Genomic DNA, 14,921 nt, shown 5'->3' with positions numbered 1-14,921 from the left:
TCCCTCCGGGTGCTGCGGGCCCCCGCCGCCTGCGGGTGGGCGGGGGCACGCTGCCGCGTCAACTACGCCTAAAGCGTCAGAGGTTGGTCATGTCGACCGGGATGCGCTGGTCCGCGCCGTCCCTGAGGATGGTGGCCTCGATCAGGCCGTAGGGGCGGTCGGCGGCCCAGTACACGGCGCCGTCCTTCGCCTCGTTCTCCAGGCCGAAGGCCGAGAGGTCCTGCCGGAAGTGGTGCTTGTTCGGCGCGGAGAAGCGGATCTCGTCGATCTCGCTGCGGTTGTTGATGACGCGCGAACCCATCTGGAAGAGGGTCTGCTGCAGCGAAAGGGAGTACGTCTCGACGAAGGCCTGGAGGATGTGCTTCTTCGACTGCTCGTACGACTTGTTCCAGTTGGGCGTGCGCTCGTCGTTCTCGCCCGTCCAGCTGTGCCGCCACCAGGTGGACAGCGACGTCGCGAGGATGCGGTCGTAGTCCTCCTTGAGCGTCGTGTACTTGTCCTTGATGTAGCCCCAGAACTCGGAGTTCGTGGTGTTCATCACGGTCAAGTCCTTGAGCCCGGACAGGACTTCGAACTTCTCGCCGTCATAGGTGACCTGGACGAGGCGCGTCTCCTGGCCCTTGCGGACGAAGGAGTGCTTGACCTCGTCGGAGCCGATGAACTTGGAGCCCGCGTCGGAGCCCGCGATGCGCTCCCAGGAGTACTCCTCGATGCGGATGCGCGCCCGGTGGATGGACGGCTGGCTGTCGACGAAGTGCCGGGCCAGCTCGATCCCGTACTGCTCCGCCGACTCGATGCCGTGTTCCTTGGCGAAGGCGAAGCAGGTGTTCTTGGTGGTGTCCGTCGGCAGGCAGTTGGCGTTCGACCCGGTGAGGTGGACGTCGTCGAGGTCACCGCTGAGGGCGACCGAGACGTTCAGGTCCTTGATGTGGTGGGTGTCGCCGTCCCGCGTGATCTTTACGACTCGGTTCTCGGCCTTGCCGTACTGGTTGTGTCCCAGGATCGTGGGCATGTCTGCTAGCTCCCTCGGTAAACGGAGTAGCCGAACGGGTTGAGCAGCAGCGGCACGTGGTAGTGCTCGCCCGGCTTGACGGCGAACGTGATCGCCACCTCCGGGAAGAACGCTCCGGTCGTGTCGCTGTCCCGATTCGCGGGGGCGTCCTGCTGCGCATCGGCTTGCTTCTTGTCGAAGTACACCTCGGTCTCGAAGTCGAGGCGTACGTGGGTGGTGCCCTCCGGCAGCGCCGGCAGGTCCTTGCAGCGCCCGTCCGCGTCGGTGGCACTGCCGCCGAGCGCCTGCCACTCGGCGCCCGAACCGGCGCGCACGGCAAGGGAGATGGCGACGCCCTCGGCGGGGCGTCCGATGCTGGTGTCCAGAATGTGCGTGGACACCGATGCCGTGGTCTCGGTGCTCATCAGGCGTTCGCTTCCTGTTCTTACGGTGCTTCTACGATGCGGGTCAGGCGGATGCGGTTGATCTTGCCCAGTTCGGTGCGGACGATCTCCCGCTCCTGCTCGGCGGTGTGGCCGATCCGGGTCCTGAGCGCATCGAGCATCTGCTCCCCGGTGGCGCCGGTGGCGCAGATGAGGAAGACGTGACCGAACTTGTCCTGGTAGGCCAGGTTGAGCTCGAGCATCTCCTTCTTGAGCTCCTCGGAGGCCCCCGCCATGCCGCGCTGCTCGCGCGAGGACGTCGGGTCGCCCGGCTTCGGGCGGCCGATCGGCGGGTGCCCCGCCATCGCCTCGGCGAGGTCGTCCGCGGTCAGTTCCGCCATCGCGGCGTCACTGGCGGTGAAGAGGGTCTCTGCGGAAGCGAAGGGGCGCTGGGCGAGAAGCTTGCTCCCCCACGCCGATGAAGCACACACCTCATGGAGCTCGGCCTGGGCCGCACTCTCGTCCGAGGCGTTGAACCGGGAGAGTCCCGGCGTCGAACCTGAAGTCACGGGGTGCCTCCGTGGCCTTGTGCTGGACGGGCTGCAGATAGCTAACGCCCCCGGAAACATCACGTCAACACTTTGTTGAAAACTCGGAGTTACAAAAAACCGCCGTCCGGATATCGGACGGCGGCGTGGGGGCGCGCGACTGGCTCGGTATCGTCCCAGGTCAGGGGGTCTTGTCCCGGTTGAGATAGTTGTAGACGGTGAAGCGGGAAACGCCGAGGGCACCGGCCACCGTCTCCACACCGTGACGTACGGAGAACGCTCCGCGGGCCTCCAGGAGCCGTACGACCTCCTGCTTCTGCCGGCGCTCCAGCGCGGAGAGCGGCATCCCCTTGGTGCGCTCCATGGCCGCCAGGATGTGGTCGAGCGAGTCCGCCAGCTGGGGCAGGCGCACGGCCACGACATCGGCCCCCTGCCACGCCAGCACGACGTCGTCGGGGCCCGCGCCCTCCGGTGGCATCAGCTCCCCGCCCATCGCGTCGACCAGTGGCTTCACCGCCGTGATGAAGGCGTCCCCGGTGTCGTTCACGCGTCGTCACCCTTCCCCTGGGGGTCCCCCACCACGTTGACCTGCAGCGAGATCCGCGTCGCCCCGCTCTCGAGGCTGCTGCGCAGCAGGGCGTCGACCGCGGTCAGGACCGCGTCCGCGCCGCCCTCCGCCGTATTGCCGAACGGCCCCACGTCGACCTCGTCGAGGTCGGCCGCCTCGATGACCCGGCGCGCCGCGAGCGCGTGCTCGGGCGCCTCCTCCAGGTCGAAGGGCTCCGTCGTGAACTCCACTCTCAATCGCACGCGTTCAACCTAACCCGCATGAAGCGGTTACCGGGAGCCACCGCGGGGATCCGGATGCCGCTCAGGGCGCGGGGCACTCGCTGCCCGGGCTCTCATAGGTCCGGTAGAGCGGAGATTTGCTCCGGTTCGCCTCCGGGAACGTCACGATGGGTACGGGTTTGCACACCGGCCAGTGCCCCTTCGGCCCCTCCAGCTCGTCCGCGAACGTGAAATCGCCCGTGGCGGCCGGGACGCACTGGGCACACCGGTCGGAGGGCGAGCCCTGGCCCAGCTGACGGTTGACGTCGTCCTGCGTGAGGGGCGGGCCGCCGTCCTCGTACGCCTCGTACACGGCCCGGTTCACGGCGGAGAGCGCGTCGTGGAACATCGCGGCGTAGCCGTCGTTGAGCGCGTTGCCCGGCTCCTGACGAAAGTGGTCCCGGTAGGCGTTCGCGAAGTCCTGGAAGCGCCCGGGCGCCTGCTCGCCGCCCCGGTCCCAGCGGGGCGCGTCCACCGCGGCCGCCGTCACGATCCGGATGTTCATGCTCTCGGCGATCCTGCGGATCTCCGGGGACTCGGTGCCCGGGTCGCGCCCGGTGCTGACCCGCAGAATCCGCAGCGGATCGTCCTTCGGGTAGTCGCCGCAGGACGTGGTGAGGCGGATGGACCGCAGGAACGGCTCCAGGTCCGCGTCGCGGCCCGCGAGGAACACCGTCCTGGTGTCGGCCAGGCACATCGCCTCGACCGCCTGTCCGAAGACTCCCGTCCTGCCCCGCTGCGGCCCCTTCTTGCCCTGGTACCTGCCGATCCGGCCGTCCACCGGGTCGTGGTCGATGCCGTAGTCCGCGCCGAACTCCTCGTAGAAGACATCGCGCAGATTGGAGACGTAGTCGTCGCCCTTCCGGCTGTCGGCGATCATGAAGGCCTTCGCGCGGTTCATCCCGTTCGCGTCCACGTAGCCCTTCAGGGCCTCGGCGAACTGCCGGTTGGAGGGCGAGACCTTGTACAGGTACGGGCTCTCCATGCCGTTGGCGCTCAGCGCGGCGCTCACCGACGGGATCCGGTGCTCCGCGAGGCTCCCCACGGCGTCCAGTGTCCTGCTGTCGCTGTTGGGGAAGCCGATGGCGGCGACGAGGGGCGCCTCTTCGTCGTTCGTCCTGGCCGCCAGTTCGCGGGTCACGGGCGACCAGTGGTTCAGGTACTCGCCCACGTTGGCGAACACGAGCCGGACCGCGGCGTTCTTGGTGGTCGGGCCGTGGTTGTACGTGCGCTGGGCCACGTAGGCGCCCTGCAACGAGTGCCGGATCAGCTCGGGCGACATGGCCGCGCCCGGGTTCTGCGCGGTGTACGGCATGACGACGGCGACGCTCACCTGCGGCTTCCCGGATTTCCGCGCCGCCGCGTTCTCGCCCGCGATGCGCCCGAGGACGTCCTTCAGCTCCGGGTCCCCCAGGGCCTCGGGCCGCTCCGTCACGCCGACACACTCGCCGTCGGGGCCCGTCCGCCGCAGTTCGTGGCTTTCGGTGCAGTAATGGCGCTGGTCGAGGTACGTGTCGACGCCCCACCACGTACCGCCCCCGAGCAGCGCCCCGACGACCACCCACAGCGCGATCACGTCGATCAGGCCGAAGACCCGGAACCGGAGCCGCCGCGGCAGCCAGCGCCAGTTCCTGCGGTCGCTCCAGCGGCCCCTCATGCCACCCCTCCCCAGCTGCGCTCCAGCAGCCAGTCCTCGCCGTCCCGTACCGCCCGCGGCCAGCGGACCGCGGCCTGGGCGAGGACCGCGCGCCCGGTCAGGTGCTGGGCGGACAGGAACGACAGGTCCTGCCCGATCCGCGCGGCCAGCAGCCGGTCCGCCTCGGCGAGCTCGTCGGCGGAGTACCAGAGGGCGTGCAGCAGCCGGAAGACCGCCTGCTTCTCCAGACTCGCCTCCGGGTCGGCCCGCAGCTGCGGGCGGTCCCTGCGCCCCTTGCCGGTCTCCTGGCACCGCTCGAACCAGAGGTCGCCGGGCGGGCGCGGCGCGTGCGCCACCGTCCGCAGCGCCCGCAGCCACTCCAGGGCGTCGCCGTCGGCCCGTACGAACTCCGTGTGCAGCCGGTCGACGACCTCCTGGGTCTCCCCGCCGGCCAGCCGGTGCCACAGGAAGCGGGCCCACTCCTCGCGCCCGGCCCGTCCCGTGCGGCCCTCGGCCCGGCGCCTGTGATGCTGCGCGAGCAGCCCGTGCGCGTCGCCCCAGCCCACGCCGCCCGCGCCGCGCCCGCTGCGCATCTGGTGCACGAGCAGGGCGCGCAGGAAGCGGTCCGTGATGAACGGGCGGCTGCCGGGGCCGCGCGACCAGCGCTCCCGTTCCAGCTGGGCGGCGACGCCGTCGGCCGCGGCCAGGTCGTCGATGCGCCGCGGCACCCACCGCTCGGCCAGCTGCTCGGCGGCCTCCCGGTCCCAGGCCAGCGAGAACAGGCACAGCTCGTCGTGGTTCTCGCTGCCGACGAGGGTGTCGAGCAGCCGCCAGATGACCGACTCCCCGGCGCCGCCCGGCTGGTCCAGGTCGAGCAGCTCCTCGGCCGCTACCCACTCCTCGCCGCGCGCCTTGTGCACGACGGCGTCGCACATGCGGCGGGCCCCCATGGGGTGGCCGCGGGTCAGATCGTGCAGCGCCGTCGCGATGTACGGGTCGAAGGTGACCCGCTCGTCGCTGCGGAGCATGCGTTCCACGTGTTCCGTGTCGAGCTGCGGCAGCGGCAGGAGCAGCACCCCTTCGGACGGCTCCGCGCTGTCACGGCTCCAGCGGGTCCGGGCGCCGACCTCCTGGAGGGGCTGTCGGGTGGCCCGGTGGTACGGGGCGGTCTCCTGCTCCTCCTCCGGTGTCTCATCGTCGTCGTCGGCATCGCCGCGCAGCTCCGTGGCGAGGACGACGAGCGGGTCGCGGGCGCCGCGCTCCTGCAACGCGCGCTGTTCCAGGAGGAGTTCGAGGAAGTCGCGGCCGGGGTCGGTGTGCACGTTGTCGAGCAGGATCAGCGGCCGCGGGGCCCGGTTGCCGCGCCGCAGCCTGCCGTAGCGCACGTCCCGCAGGAACGCGGCCATCAGCATGCGTTCGACGCCGCGCCGAAAGCCCCGGCCCTGGTGGAACTCCTGGCAGAGCCGGGCCACGGCCCGCGCGCGCTGTGCGGCCGGTACCCGGGGCGGTTCGGAGGCCGCGTCGGGCGGCATCCCGCGCAGCCGGTTGTCGCTCTCGCTGCGGTGGTTCTCGTACCAGCTGACGAGGGCGCGCGCGCCGAGCCCGCGGGTGCGGCGGCGGTACTGGCGGGCGAGGTAGGTGCGCACGGCCGCCTCGGGGAACTCGGCGGGGTCGGGCGATCCGCCGTCCGCGGGCGTGGGCAGCGCGGGGCGGAACAGCGCGTCCCAGGTGGGCGGCGGTTCACCGGCCGGCCAGGGGCCCATCAGGGTGGCGGCGTGCCGGTCGGCGACGGCCAGCTCGTCGTCGATGCCGGGGCGCCGGGCCGAGATCACGGCGAGCAGGCCCGCGGTGGTCCGCGGGAAGCGCAGGCGCCCGAACCCGGCGACGGGGAGCGAGAGTTGGCCGACGAGTTCGACCAGCAGCTCGACGACGTACGAGTTGTTGGCGATCTCGGGGCCGACCCTGGCCCGCTCTTCCAGGTCGGTGCAGTTGATGCGGGCGAAGGGCACGCGCGGGCCCGGCCAGGGGCCGGTGTCGGGGGCGTAGGCGCGCTGGAGGTCGTTGAGCATGGCGCTCTTGCCGGTGCCGTGCCGGCCGCTGAGCAGGACGACGGGCAGGTCCTCGGCGAATTCCTTGCGGCGGCGGCGCCGGTGCCGCTCGCGTTCCAGGCCGATGAGGCGCGGCACCAGCTGGCTCAGGAGCGGCTGGCGCGCGTACACCTCGGGTATCTGTTCGTCGGATTCGGTTGTCGGGCCCCCGCTCCCGTGTCCCCCGTGTCCCCCGTGTCCCCCGCGGTCCGTCATGGCAGCCTCAGCGTCTGCCGGACGAAGTCGGCGAGGAAACCGACCACCACCTCCTTGCCGAGCCCGGCGCCCTGGCTCTGGAGCACGCCCGGGACGCGCTCCATGAAGCGCCGCACCAGGCCCTCGTCGGGCCGGCCGCCGCGGTCGATGGTCTCGGTCAGCTCGTCGGCGAGCGCGCGCACCTGCCGCAGCTCGCCGTCGCTCTCGGTCGCCTCCGGCAGGGAGGCCTGGACGAGCTGGGCCAGCTGCTCGTACGAGATCACCACGCCCTCGCCCTGTTCCGCCGGGCTGACGTGCACGGGCGCGGGCAGCTCCAGGTGGTTCCTGGCGAACTCCAGGTCCTCCAGGAGGAGCTGGCGGCCGCAGTAGAAGGCCTCGCTCGCCCACAGGAAGTTCTCGGGGTGGGACTCCTCGCCGCTGCGGTGCTGCCCGGCCCGGTCCCAGTACGCGAACAGGGCGGCCTTGGCGTAGCGGCGCCTGGCCTCCCGGTCGGCGTACGCCTCGTCCCAGACCGCGACCTCGGCGAGCCCGGCGGCGGTGGGGCTGACCAGCGGCGGGTCGGCGCCCGAGTCGTTGTGCTCGGTGAGCCAGCCGAGCGCGCCGAGCCGGCCCACGGCATCGGCGACCAGGTCCACGCTGCACCGTTCGTGCGGCGCGAAGTCGGCGCTGGCCACGCGGCTCGCCCCGCCCGTGCCGGTCTGCTCGACGAGCCAGCGCAAGAACCGCGCCGAGGCGGCCCCCGTCTCGTCGTAGACCGGCGAGAGGCCGTTCGTCGGCACTGACCGGGATCCGCCCATCTCCCCCAACTCCCGTGACCGGCAACGGGCGTTCACCTTCCCCGAACTTCGAGGCCAAACACGTGTCATGAGCCGGTTTCTCGAGACCCCGGCCGGGGCGCGGGCATGGCACGGGCGCGGCGCGGGCGCGGCGAATTTCGGCGTCCCCTCTTGACAGCCACGAGCCCTTGCAGGCAATCTTCCATCAAGTAGAAACGAACTTCCGCAATACGGAAGCTTGACCATGACGAACCTGAAGGGAGCGCCGACCCTGATGGGCTTCACAGACCAGCGCTTCAACGTCAACCTGTCGATCCTCTTCACGGAGCTCCCGCTCCTGGAGCGCCCCGCGGCGGCCGCCGCGGCGGGCTTCACGGCGGTCGAGCTGTGGTGGCCCTGGGTCGACGCCCCCACCCCCGAGAAGTCCGAGCTCGACGCCCTGCGCTCCGCGATCAAGGACGCGGGGGTCCAGCTCACCGGCCTGAACTTCTACGCGGGGCAGCTGCCGGGCCCGGACCGGGGCGCCCTGTCGATCCCGGGCGAGGAGAGCGAGAAGTTCCGCGCGAACATCGACGTCGCGGCCGACTTCGCACAGTCCCTCGGCTGCACGGCGCTGAACGCGCTGTACGGCAACCGCGTCGACGGCGTGTCCGAGCAGGAGCAGGACGAGCTCGCCCTGGAGAACCTGGTGCTCGCGGCCCGCGCCGCCGACCGCGTCGGCGCCGTGCTGCTGATCGAGGCGCTGAACGCGCCGGAGTCGCCGAAGTGCCCGATCGTGAGCGCCCCCCAGGCGATCGAGATCGTGGACAAGGTGAACGCGGCGACCGGCCTCGGCAACGCCAAGTTCCTGATGGACCTGTACCACCTGTCCATGAACGGCGAGGACCTGACGGCGGTCATCGACTCGTACACCGACAAGACGGCGCACGTGCAGATCGCGGACAACCCGGGCCGCGGCGCCCCCGGCACCGGCTCGCTGCCGCTGGCCGAGCTGCTCGACCAGCTGAAGAAGGCCGGCTACGAGGGCTACGTGGGCCTGGAGTACAAGCCGGGCGACGCCCCGAGCGCCGAGGCCTTCGACTGGCTGCCGCGCGAGCACCGCGCGGCCTGAGCCCGCGGCGCCCTTCCGGCAGCCGCCAACTCATCGACGTATCACCGCTGTTGACAGCCACAGCAGCGCAGCTACAGCCTTTGGAGTCACCCTCATGAGCAACAACCTTCCCAAGGTCGCGTGGATCGGTCTCGGCATCATGGGCTCCCCCATGTCGGAGAACCTGATCAAGGCCGGTTACGACGTCACGGGCTTCACCCTGGAGCAGGACAAGCTGGACCGCCTCACGGCCGCCGGCGGCACCGCCGCCAAGTCGATCGCCGAGGCCGTCAAGGACGCCGACGTCGTCGTGACGATGGTTCCGGCATCGCCGCAGGTCGAGGCCATCGCGTACGGCCCGGACGGCATCCTGGAGAACGCGAAGTCGGGCGCCCTGCTCGTCGACATGTCCTCGATCACCCCGCAGACCTCCGTGGACCTCGCGAAGGCCGCCAAGGACAAGGGCATCCGCGTCCTGGACGCCCCGGTCTCCGGTGGCGAGGCCGGCGCGATCGAGGCCGTCCTGTCCATCATGGTCGGCGGTGAGCAGGCCGAGTTCGACGAGGCCAAGCCGCTGCTCGACGCGCTCGGCAAGACCATCGTGCTGTGCGGTCCGCACGGCTCGGGCCAGACCGTGAAGGCCGCCAACCAGCTGATCGTCGCCGTGAACATCCAGGCGTGCGCCGAGGCCGTGGTCTTCCTGGAGAAGTCGGGCGTCGACCTGAAGGCGGCCCTGGACGTCCTCAACGGCGGCCTCGCCGGCTCCACCGTCCTGACGCGCAAGAAGGACAACTTCCTCAGCCGCGACTTCAAGCCGGGCTTCCGCATCGACCTGCACCACAAGGACATGGGCATCGTCACCGACGCCGCCCGCAATGTCGGTGCCGCGCTGCCCGTCGGCGCCACGGTCGCCCAGCTGGTCGCCTCGCTGCGCGCCCAGGGCGACGGCGGCCTCGACCACTCGGCGCTGCTGCGCGCGGTCGAGCGCCTCTCCGGCGACCAGCCCAAGTAGGGCCCGGCCTTCGGCAACACCCCCAAGACTTCCGGGCCGTGGCGGCGCTGACACCTGTCCTGTCGCGCCCAGGCGCCGCCGCGGCCCGGAACCCTTATTCGCATACCCATAACTTCAACAAACTGTTGACGTAGCTGTTCAGGGGTCCTTACGCTCCACACCATCGCCCCCGTAAACCGCTCTCATCGTCAGCAGCCACTGCACGGAAGGTCGCCTCGAAGAATGCCGAAGCGTGTGCTCACCACAGAGTCCGGCGCCCCTGTCGCCGACAACCAGAACTCCGCCACCGCAGGCGTCGGCGGCCCGATCCTCCTTCAGGACCAGCACCTCCTGGAGAAGCTCGCCCGCTTCAACCGCGAGCGCATCCCGGAGCGCGTGGTGCACGCCCGTGGCTCCGGCGCGTACGGCTACTTCGAGGTGACGGACGACGTCACCGACTACACGTACGCCGACTTCCTGAACTCGGTCGGCAAGCGCACCGAGGTCTTCCTGCGCTTCTCGACCGTCGCCGACAACCTCGGTGGCGCGGACGCCGTCCGCGACCCGCGCGGCTTCGCGCTGAAGTTCTACACCGAGGAGGGCAATTACGACCTCGTCGGCAACAACACCCCGGTCTTCTTCATCAAGGACCCGCTGAAGTTCCCCGACTTCATCCACTCCCAGAAGCGCGACCCGTTCACGGGCAAGCAGGAGCCGGAGAACGTCTGGGACTTCTGGGCGCACGCCCCCGAGGCGACGCACCAGATCACCTGGCTGATGGGTGACCGCGGCATCCCGGCGTCCTACCGCCACATGAACGGCTACGGCTCGCACACGTACCAGTGGACGAACGAGGCCGGTGAGGCCTTCTTCGTGAAGTACCACTTCAAGACGAACCAGGGCATCCGCTCGCTCTCGTCCGACCAGGCCGCGGAGATCGCGGGCAAGGACGCCAACTCGCACCAGACGGACCTGCTCCAGGCCATCGAGCGCGGCGTGAACCCGTCCTGGACCGTGTACGTCCAGCTGATGCCGGCCGCCGAGGCCGCGGACTACCGCTTCAACCCGTTCGACCTCACCAAGGTGTGGCCGCACAAGGACTACCCGCTGCAGCGCGTGGGCCGCCTGGTCCTCGACCGCAACCCCGAGAACGTCTTCGCCGAGGTCGAGCAGGCCGCCTTCTCCCCGAACAACTTCGTTCCGGGCATCGGTCCATCGCCCGACAAGATGCTCCAGGGCCGGCTGTTCGCCTACGCGGACGCGCACCGCTACCGCCTGGGCGTCAACCACACCCAGCTCGCGGTCAACGCCCCCAAGGCGACGGACGCCAACAACTACGGCCGCGACGGCGCCATGGCGACGAACGCCTACGGCCGCGCCCGCAAGAACTACGAGCCGAACTCCTTCGACGGCCCCGTCGAGACCGGCCGCCCGCTGGCCGCGCCGCTCGCGATCAACGGCCACACCGGCACGCACGAGGCCCCGGCCCACACGAAGGACGACGACTTCTTCCAGGCGGGCGAGCTGTACCGCCTGATGTCCGAGGACGAGAAGGGACGCCTGGTCGCGAACATCGCGGGCGGCCTCTCGCAGGTCTCGCGCGACGACATCGTCGAGAAGAACCTGGCCCACTTCCACGCCGCCGACGCCGACTACGGCAAGCGCGTGGAGGAGGCGGTCCGCGCCCTGCGCGAGGACTGAGCCTCCTGCTGGACTGCGTACGGGGACGGCGGGAGGTCGCCCCCGTACGCAAGAACCCGCGCCTTCCGCACGACCCGGATGAGGGGTGGTCGTGCCGGAGGGTGGCGGGAGGACGAGGACCGCGGCGGCTTGTGCAGCGTACGAGCCAGTGCGGTGGTGAAGGTTCGCCGCTCCTCTCTCGACCTGAGGGAGAGGAAACGGAGAACTGTCGTACGACAGCCGCCGCGGTCCCAGCCAATTCCCCGACGGGGTCCGCCCGTTGGGGTTTCCTCGGTCTCCGTCCGGTGGCGCGCATGCATGTTCCGCCAGTCGCGCGCCGTCGGACGGCAACAACTCTCCTCCCACCGATGCCAGAGCCCCGGATACGACGGTCCGTATCCGGGGCTCTTCGGTGTCTCTTCGGCGTCCCGGTGGGCTGCTAGCAGGCGCAGTGGACGGACCCGACCGGTGCCGTCAACGGGTCGGCCGCCCGCCGCTCGACGCCGTTCGCCCCCTCGACGGGGAGCCCTTCGCGGATCCAGTACTCGATGCCGCCGATCATCTCCTTGACGCGGTAGCCGAGTTGGGCGAGGGCGAGCGCCGCGCGGGTCGCGCCGTCGCAGCCGGGCCCCCAGCAGTACGTGACGACCGGCACCGCCGGATCCAGCAGACCCGCCGCCCGCGCCGGGATCTCGGCGGTGGGCAGGTGCAGCGCGCCCGGCACACGTGCCTGCGCCCACGCGGCGTCTCCCCGTGAGTCGACGAGCACGAAGCCCGGTTCACCGGACTCCAGCGAGGCGTGGACATCGGACACGTCCGCCTGGAAGGCGAGCCGTGCGCTGAAGAAGGCGGCCGCCTCGGCGGGTGCCGCCGGCGGCACCCGAAGGGCGGCGCTGATCTGGGTCGTGGTCATGCCCTGAACGCTATGGCCAGCACCCACTCCCCCAGAACCCATGATCCACGGCGCTGCTCCCCCGCCACCGTGAACTCCGTGGTATCCATCTGCCATGGCCGCTGATTCCCTCGACCCCACCGACATACGCATCCTGGAAGCCCTGCAGCGCAACGGGCGCGCCAGCTATGCCGAACTGGCCCGCACCGTCTCCATGTCGCCGAGCGCGGTCACGGAGCGGGTCCGGCGGCTGGAGGAGAGCGGGGTCGTCTCCGGGTACTCCGCCGTCGTGAGCCCCGAGGCCCTGGGGCTCGACATCCTCGCCTTCGTCCGCCTCCGCTACCCCACGGGCAACTACAAGCCGTTCCACGACCTGCTCGACACCACACCCGAGATCGTGGAGGCCCACCACGTGACCGGCGAGGACTGCTTCGTCCTCAAGGTCGTCGCCCGCTCGATGCGCGACCTGGAACACACGACGGGCCGCATCGCCACCCTGGGCGCCGTCACAACAAGCATCGTCTACTCCAGCCCACTTCCGGGCCGCTCGGTCACGTCGACCGTGTCCCAGTGACCGCCGGACGGCCCCGGCGCTCGCCCCGGGGCCCGGGGAGCCGAAGCCCCCGGAGGGGGCGGGCGGTGGGAGATGGGCGGGGAACGGCGCATCCGGCCAGGGACCCACGCCGCGCGCACGGGACGTGAGGCGCGGCCCCGGCAGAGCCCCGGGGCCGCGGGTCGGCGAAGCCGCGTGGCCGCGCGGCCCTCACGACGCGCGGCCACCCCGGCCCAGCCCCACCCGCCGGACCCGCGCAACCGCCCACCCGTACAACCAAAGGGCGGGCCCCCGGTTCGTGTGGAACCGGGGGCCCGCCCTGGGGACGTGCGGGTCAGACCTTGAGGGGGCGGATGGCCGTCGGGGCGTGGCCGGGCTCCGTCGCGATCTCCTCGAACTCCTTGACCGCGCTGATGTCCGCGGTGGGGCTCATGGAGATGTTCGTGATGCGCTCCAGGATCGCCTCGACGACGACCGGCACCCGGTGCTCCTGCGCGAGCTTCTTCGCCTGCTCGAACGCGTTGCCCAGCTCGTTCGGGTCCGTCACGCGGATCGCCTTGCAGCCGAGGCCCTCGGCGACCTTGACGTGGTCGACGCCGTAGACGCCCAGCTCGGGGCTGTTCTGGTTCTCGAACTCCAGGTTGACCTGGAAGTTGATGTCCAGGCCGATCTGCGCCTGGCGGATCAGGCCCAGGTACGCATTGTTCACCAGGACGTGGACGTACGGGATGCGGTGCTGCGCACCGACCGCCAGCTCCTCGATCATGAACTGGAAGTCGTAGTCACCGGAGAGCGCCACGACCTGCGTGTCCGGGTCGGCCTTGGAGACGCCGAGCGCCGCCGGGATCGTCCAGCCGAGCGGGCCCGCCTGGCCGCAGTTGATCCAGTGCCGCGGCTTGTAGACGTGCAGCATCTGCGCGCCGGCGATCTGCGACAGGCCGATCGTCGTGACGTACCGCGTGTCCTTGCCGAACGCCTTGTTCATCTCCTCGTAGACGCGCTGCGGCTTCATGGGGATGTCGTCGAAGTGCGTACGGCGCTGGAGGGTCTCCTTGCGCTCCAGGTGCGAGGCGACCCACGCGGAGCGGTCCGGCAGCTTGCCCGCGGCCTTCAGCTCCTTCGCCACCTCGACGAACAGCTCCAGCGCCGACTTGGCGTCGGAGGTGATCCCGTAGTCCGGCGCGAAGATCTTGCCGATCTGCGTCGGCTCGATGTCGACGTGCACGAACTTACGCTCGCCCTGGTAGACGTCGAGCTTGTACCCGGTGTGACGGTTGGCCCACCGGTTGCCGATGCCGAGGACGAAGTCCGACTCCAGGAACGTGGCGTTGCCGTACCGGTGACCGGTCTGCTGGCCGACCATGCCCGCGTTCAGCTCGTGGTCGTCGGGGATCGTGCCCCAGCCCATCAGCGTAGGAACGACAGGCGTGTTGGTGATCTCGGCGAACTCGACGAGCAGGTCGCTCGCGTCGGCGTTGATGATGCCGCCGCCCGCGATGATCAGCGGCCGCTCGGACTCGACGAGGAGCTTGATCGCCTTCTCGATCTGGGCGCGGCTCGCGGCCGGCTTGTAGACCGGCAGCGGCTCGTACGTCTCCGGGTCGAACTCGATCTCCGTCTGCTGGACGTCGATCGGCAGGTCGATGAGGACCGGGCCCGGACGACCCGAGCGCATCAGGTGGAAGGCCTGCTGGAAGATGCCCGGGACCTGCGCGGCCTCCAGGACGGTGACCGCCATCTTCGCGACCGGCTTGGCGATCGTGGCGATGTCGACGGCCTGGAAGTCCTCCTTGTGCAGCAGGTGGCTCGGCGCCTGACCCGTGATGCACAGGATCGGGATCGAGTCGCCCGTGGCGGAGTACAGACCGGTGATCATGTCGGTCCCGGCGGGACCCGAAGTACCGATGCAGACACCGATGTTGCCCGGGTTGGTCCGGGTGTAGCCCTCGGCCATGTGCGAGGCGCCCTCGACGTGGCGGGCGAGCGTGTGGTCGATGCCACCGCTCTCCTTGAGCTCCTTGTAGAAGGGGTTGATGGCGGCACCGGGCACGCCGAACGCGTTCGTGACGCCCTCGCGCTTGAGGATCTCAACGGCCGCGCGGGCGGCGGTCATTCGAGCCATGAGTGCTCCCGACTCCTGCTGTGACTGCGTACGGCTCTGCGGCTGTACGACTACGGCTACGGCTGTGGCTGTCGGATTCGCGCTCCCGTCGCGCCCCGCGGCGAGCTCTGAATTCCGTCGCCTAGTCT

14 protein-coding genes are annotated in these 14,921 nt (G+C 70.4%); 4 read left to right on the top strand and 10 right to left on the bottom strand.

The window, feature by feature from the left end:
* Positions 1-76: 76 nt before the first annotated feature.
* The 8 genes from pucL to ACFV9W_RS19005 form a co-directional block, all read right to left on the bottom strand.
* Positions 77-1,012: a factor-independent urate hydroxylase gene (gene pucL / locus ACFV9W_RS19040; protein WP_385762180.1), complete on the bottom strand. Its 936-nt coding sequence runs from the start codon at positions 1,010-1,012 to the stop codon at positions 77-79.
* A 5-nt stretch (positions 1,013-1,017) separates the two neighbouring features.
* Positions 1,018-1,416, bottom strand: a complete 399-nt coding sequence (uraH, locus tag ACFV9W_RS19035) for a hydroxyisourate hydrolase (RefSeq protein WP_385762177.1) — start codon at positions 1,414-1,416, stop codon at positions 1,018-1,020.
* Between the two features lie 20 nt (positions 1,417-1,436).
* Positions 1,437-1,943, bottom strand: coding sequence for a 2-oxo-4-hydroxy-4-carboxy-5-ureidoimidazoline decarboxylase (gene uraD / locus ACFV9W_RS19030; RefSeq protein WP_385762174.1), 507 nt, complete (start codon positions 1,941-1,943; stop codon positions 1,437-1,439).
* 160 nt (positions 1,944-2,103) lie between these two features.
* Complete coding sequence (locus ACFV9W_RS19025) at positions 2,104-2,415, bottom strand: helix-turn-helix domain-containing protein (protein ID WP_385762323.1); 312 nt, start codon at positions 2,413-2,415, stop codon at positions 2,104-2,106.
* A gap of 50 nt (positions 2,416-2,465) precedes the next feature.
* Complete coding sequence (locus ACFV9W_RS19020) at positions 2,466-2,732, bottom strand: hypothetical protein (protein ID WP_385762172.1); 267 nt, start codon at positions 2,730-2,732, stop codon at positions 2,466-2,468.
* Between the two features lie 61 nt (positions 2,733-2,793).
* Positions 2,794-4,407 carry a hypothetical protein gene (locus tag ACFV9W_RS19015; protein ID WP_385762168.1) on the bottom strand — a complete coding sequence of 538 codons (1,614 nt, stop codon included), beginning with the start codon at positions 4,405-4,407 and terminating at the stop codon, positions 2,794-2,796.
* Complete coding sequence (locus ACFV9W_RS19010; protein WP_385762165.1) at positions 4,404-6,605, bottom strand: hypothetical protein; 2,202 nt, start codon at positions 6,603-6,605, stop codon at positions 4,404-4,406. Before ACFV9W_RS19010 ends, ACFV9W_RS19015 begins: the two co-directional genes overlap by 4 nt.
* Before the next feature lie 80 nt (positions 6,606-6,685).
* The gene (locus ACFV9W_RS19005) at positions 6,686-7,468 is read right to left on the bottom strand and encodes a hypothetical protein (RefSeq protein ID WP_385762162.1); all 783 of its coding nucleotides are present in this window, start codon (positions 7,466-7,468) and stop codon (positions 6,686-6,688) included.
* A 271-nt stretch (positions 7,469-7,739) separates the two neighbouring features.
* On the opposite strand from ACFV9W_RS19005, the gene ACFV9W_RS19000 reads away from it, so the two are divergent.
* The 3 genes from ACFV9W_RS19000 to ACFV9W_RS18990 all read left to right on the top strand — a co-directional run bounded on the left by ACFV9W_RS19000 (position 7,740) and on the right by ACFV9W_RS18990 (position 11,247).
* Positions 7,740-8,576, top strand: a complete 837-nt coding sequence (locus ACFV9W_RS19000) for a TIM barrel protein (RefSeq protein ID WP_385762321.1) — start codon at positions 7,740-7,742, stop codon at positions 8,574-8,576.
* Between the two features lie 94 nt (positions 8,577-8,670).
* Positions 8,671-9,567 (top strand): 2-hydroxy-3-oxopropionate reductase, encoded by an 897-nt coding sequence (locus ACFV9W_RS18995; protein ID WP_385762159.1) that lies wholly within the window; start codon positions 8,671-8,673, stop codon positions 9,565-9,567.
* A gap of 222 nt (positions 9,568-9,789) precedes the next feature.
* Positions 9,790-11,247: a catalase gene (locus tag ACFV9W_RS18990; RefSeq protein WP_385762157.1), complete on the top strand. Its 1,458-nt coding sequence runs from the start codon at positions 9,790-9,792 to the stop codon at positions 11,245-11,247.
* A 418-nt stretch (positions 11,248-11,665) separates the two neighbouring features.
* Here ACFV9W_RS18990 and ACFV9W_RS18985 read toward each other — a convergent pair whose 3' ends face one another.
* A complete protein-coding gene (locus tag ACFV9W_RS18985) occupies positions 11,666-12,139 on the bottom strand; it encodes a rhodanese-like domain-containing protein (RefSeq protein ID WP_385762154.1) in 474 nt (157 codons plus the stop codon).
* A 94-nt stretch (positions 12,140-12,233) separates the two neighbouring features.
* Between ACFV9W_RS18985 and ACFV9W_RS18980 the strand changes: the two genes are divergently transcribed.
* Positions 12,234-12,692: an Lrp/AsnC family transcriptional regulator gene (locus tag ACFV9W_RS18980; protein WP_385762151.1), complete on the top strand. Its 459-nt coding sequence runs from the start codon at positions 12,234-12,236 to the stop codon at positions 12,690-12,692.
* Between the two features lie 313 nt (positions 12,693-13,005).
* Here the strand turns inward: ACFV9W_RS18980 and gcl are convergent, their stop codons facing one another.
* Positions 13,006-14,793, bottom strand: coding sequence for a glyoxylate carboligase (gene gcl / locus ACFV9W_RS18975; protein WP_385762148.1), 1,788 nt, complete (start codon positions 14,791-14,793; stop codon positions 13,006-13,008).
* Positions 14,794-14,921 lie beyond the last annotated feature (128 nt).

This window comes from Streptomyces sp. NPDC059897 (assembly GCF_042730865.1).
Taxonomy (GTDB): Bacteria; Actinomycetota; Actinomycetes; order Streptomycetales; family Streptomycetaceae; genus Streptomyces.
This window is presented reverse-complemented; position numbering and strand designations above follow the sequence as displayed.

What these genes read in the sequence shown, in the direction of transcription:
- ACFV9W_RS18985 (WP_385762154.1), bottom strand. Translation starts at nt 12,139, where the DNA reads ATGACCACGACCCAGATCAGCGCCGCCCTTCGGGTGCCGCCGGCGGCA.
- ACFV9W_RS19015 (WP_385762168.1), bottom strand. Translation starts at nt 4,407, where the DNA reads ATGAGGGGCCGCTGGAGCGACCGCAGGAACTGGCGCTGGCTGCCGCGG.
- ACFV9W_RS18980 (WP_385762151.1), top strand. Translation starts at nt 12,234, where the DNA reads ATGGCCGCTGATTCCCTCGACCCCACCGACATACGCATCCTGGAAGCC.
- gcl (WP_385762148.1), bottom strand. Translation starts at nt 14,793, where the DNA reads ATGGCTCGAATGACCGCCGCCCGCGCGGCCGTTGAGATCCTCAAGCGC.
- ACFV9W_RS18990 (WP_385762157.1), top strand. Translation starts at nt 9,790, where the DNA reads ATGCCGAAGCGTGTGCTCACCACAGAGTCCGGCGCCCCTGTCGCCGAC.
- ACFV9W_RS18995 (WP_385762159.1), top strand. Translation starts at nt 8,671, where the DNA reads ATGAGCAACAACCTTCCCAAGGTCGCGTGGATCGGTCTCGGCATCATG.
- pucL (WP_385762180.1), bottom strand. Translation starts at nt 1,012, where the DNA reads ATGCCCACGATCCTGGGACACAACCAGTACGGCAAGGCCGAGAACCGA.
- ACFV9W_RS19025 (WP_385762323.1), bottom strand. Translation starts at nt 2,415, where the DNA reads ATGGGCGGGGAGCTGATGCCACCGGAGGGCGCGGGCCCCGACGACGTC.
- uraH (WP_385762177.1), bottom strand. Translation starts at nt 1,416, where the DNA reads ATGAGCACCGAGACCACGGCATCGGTGTCCACGCACATTCTGGACACC.
- ACFV9W_RS19000 (WP_385762321.1), top strand. Translation starts at nt 7,740, where the DNA reads ATGGGCTTCACAGACCAGCGCTTCAACGTCAACCTGTCGATCCTCTTC.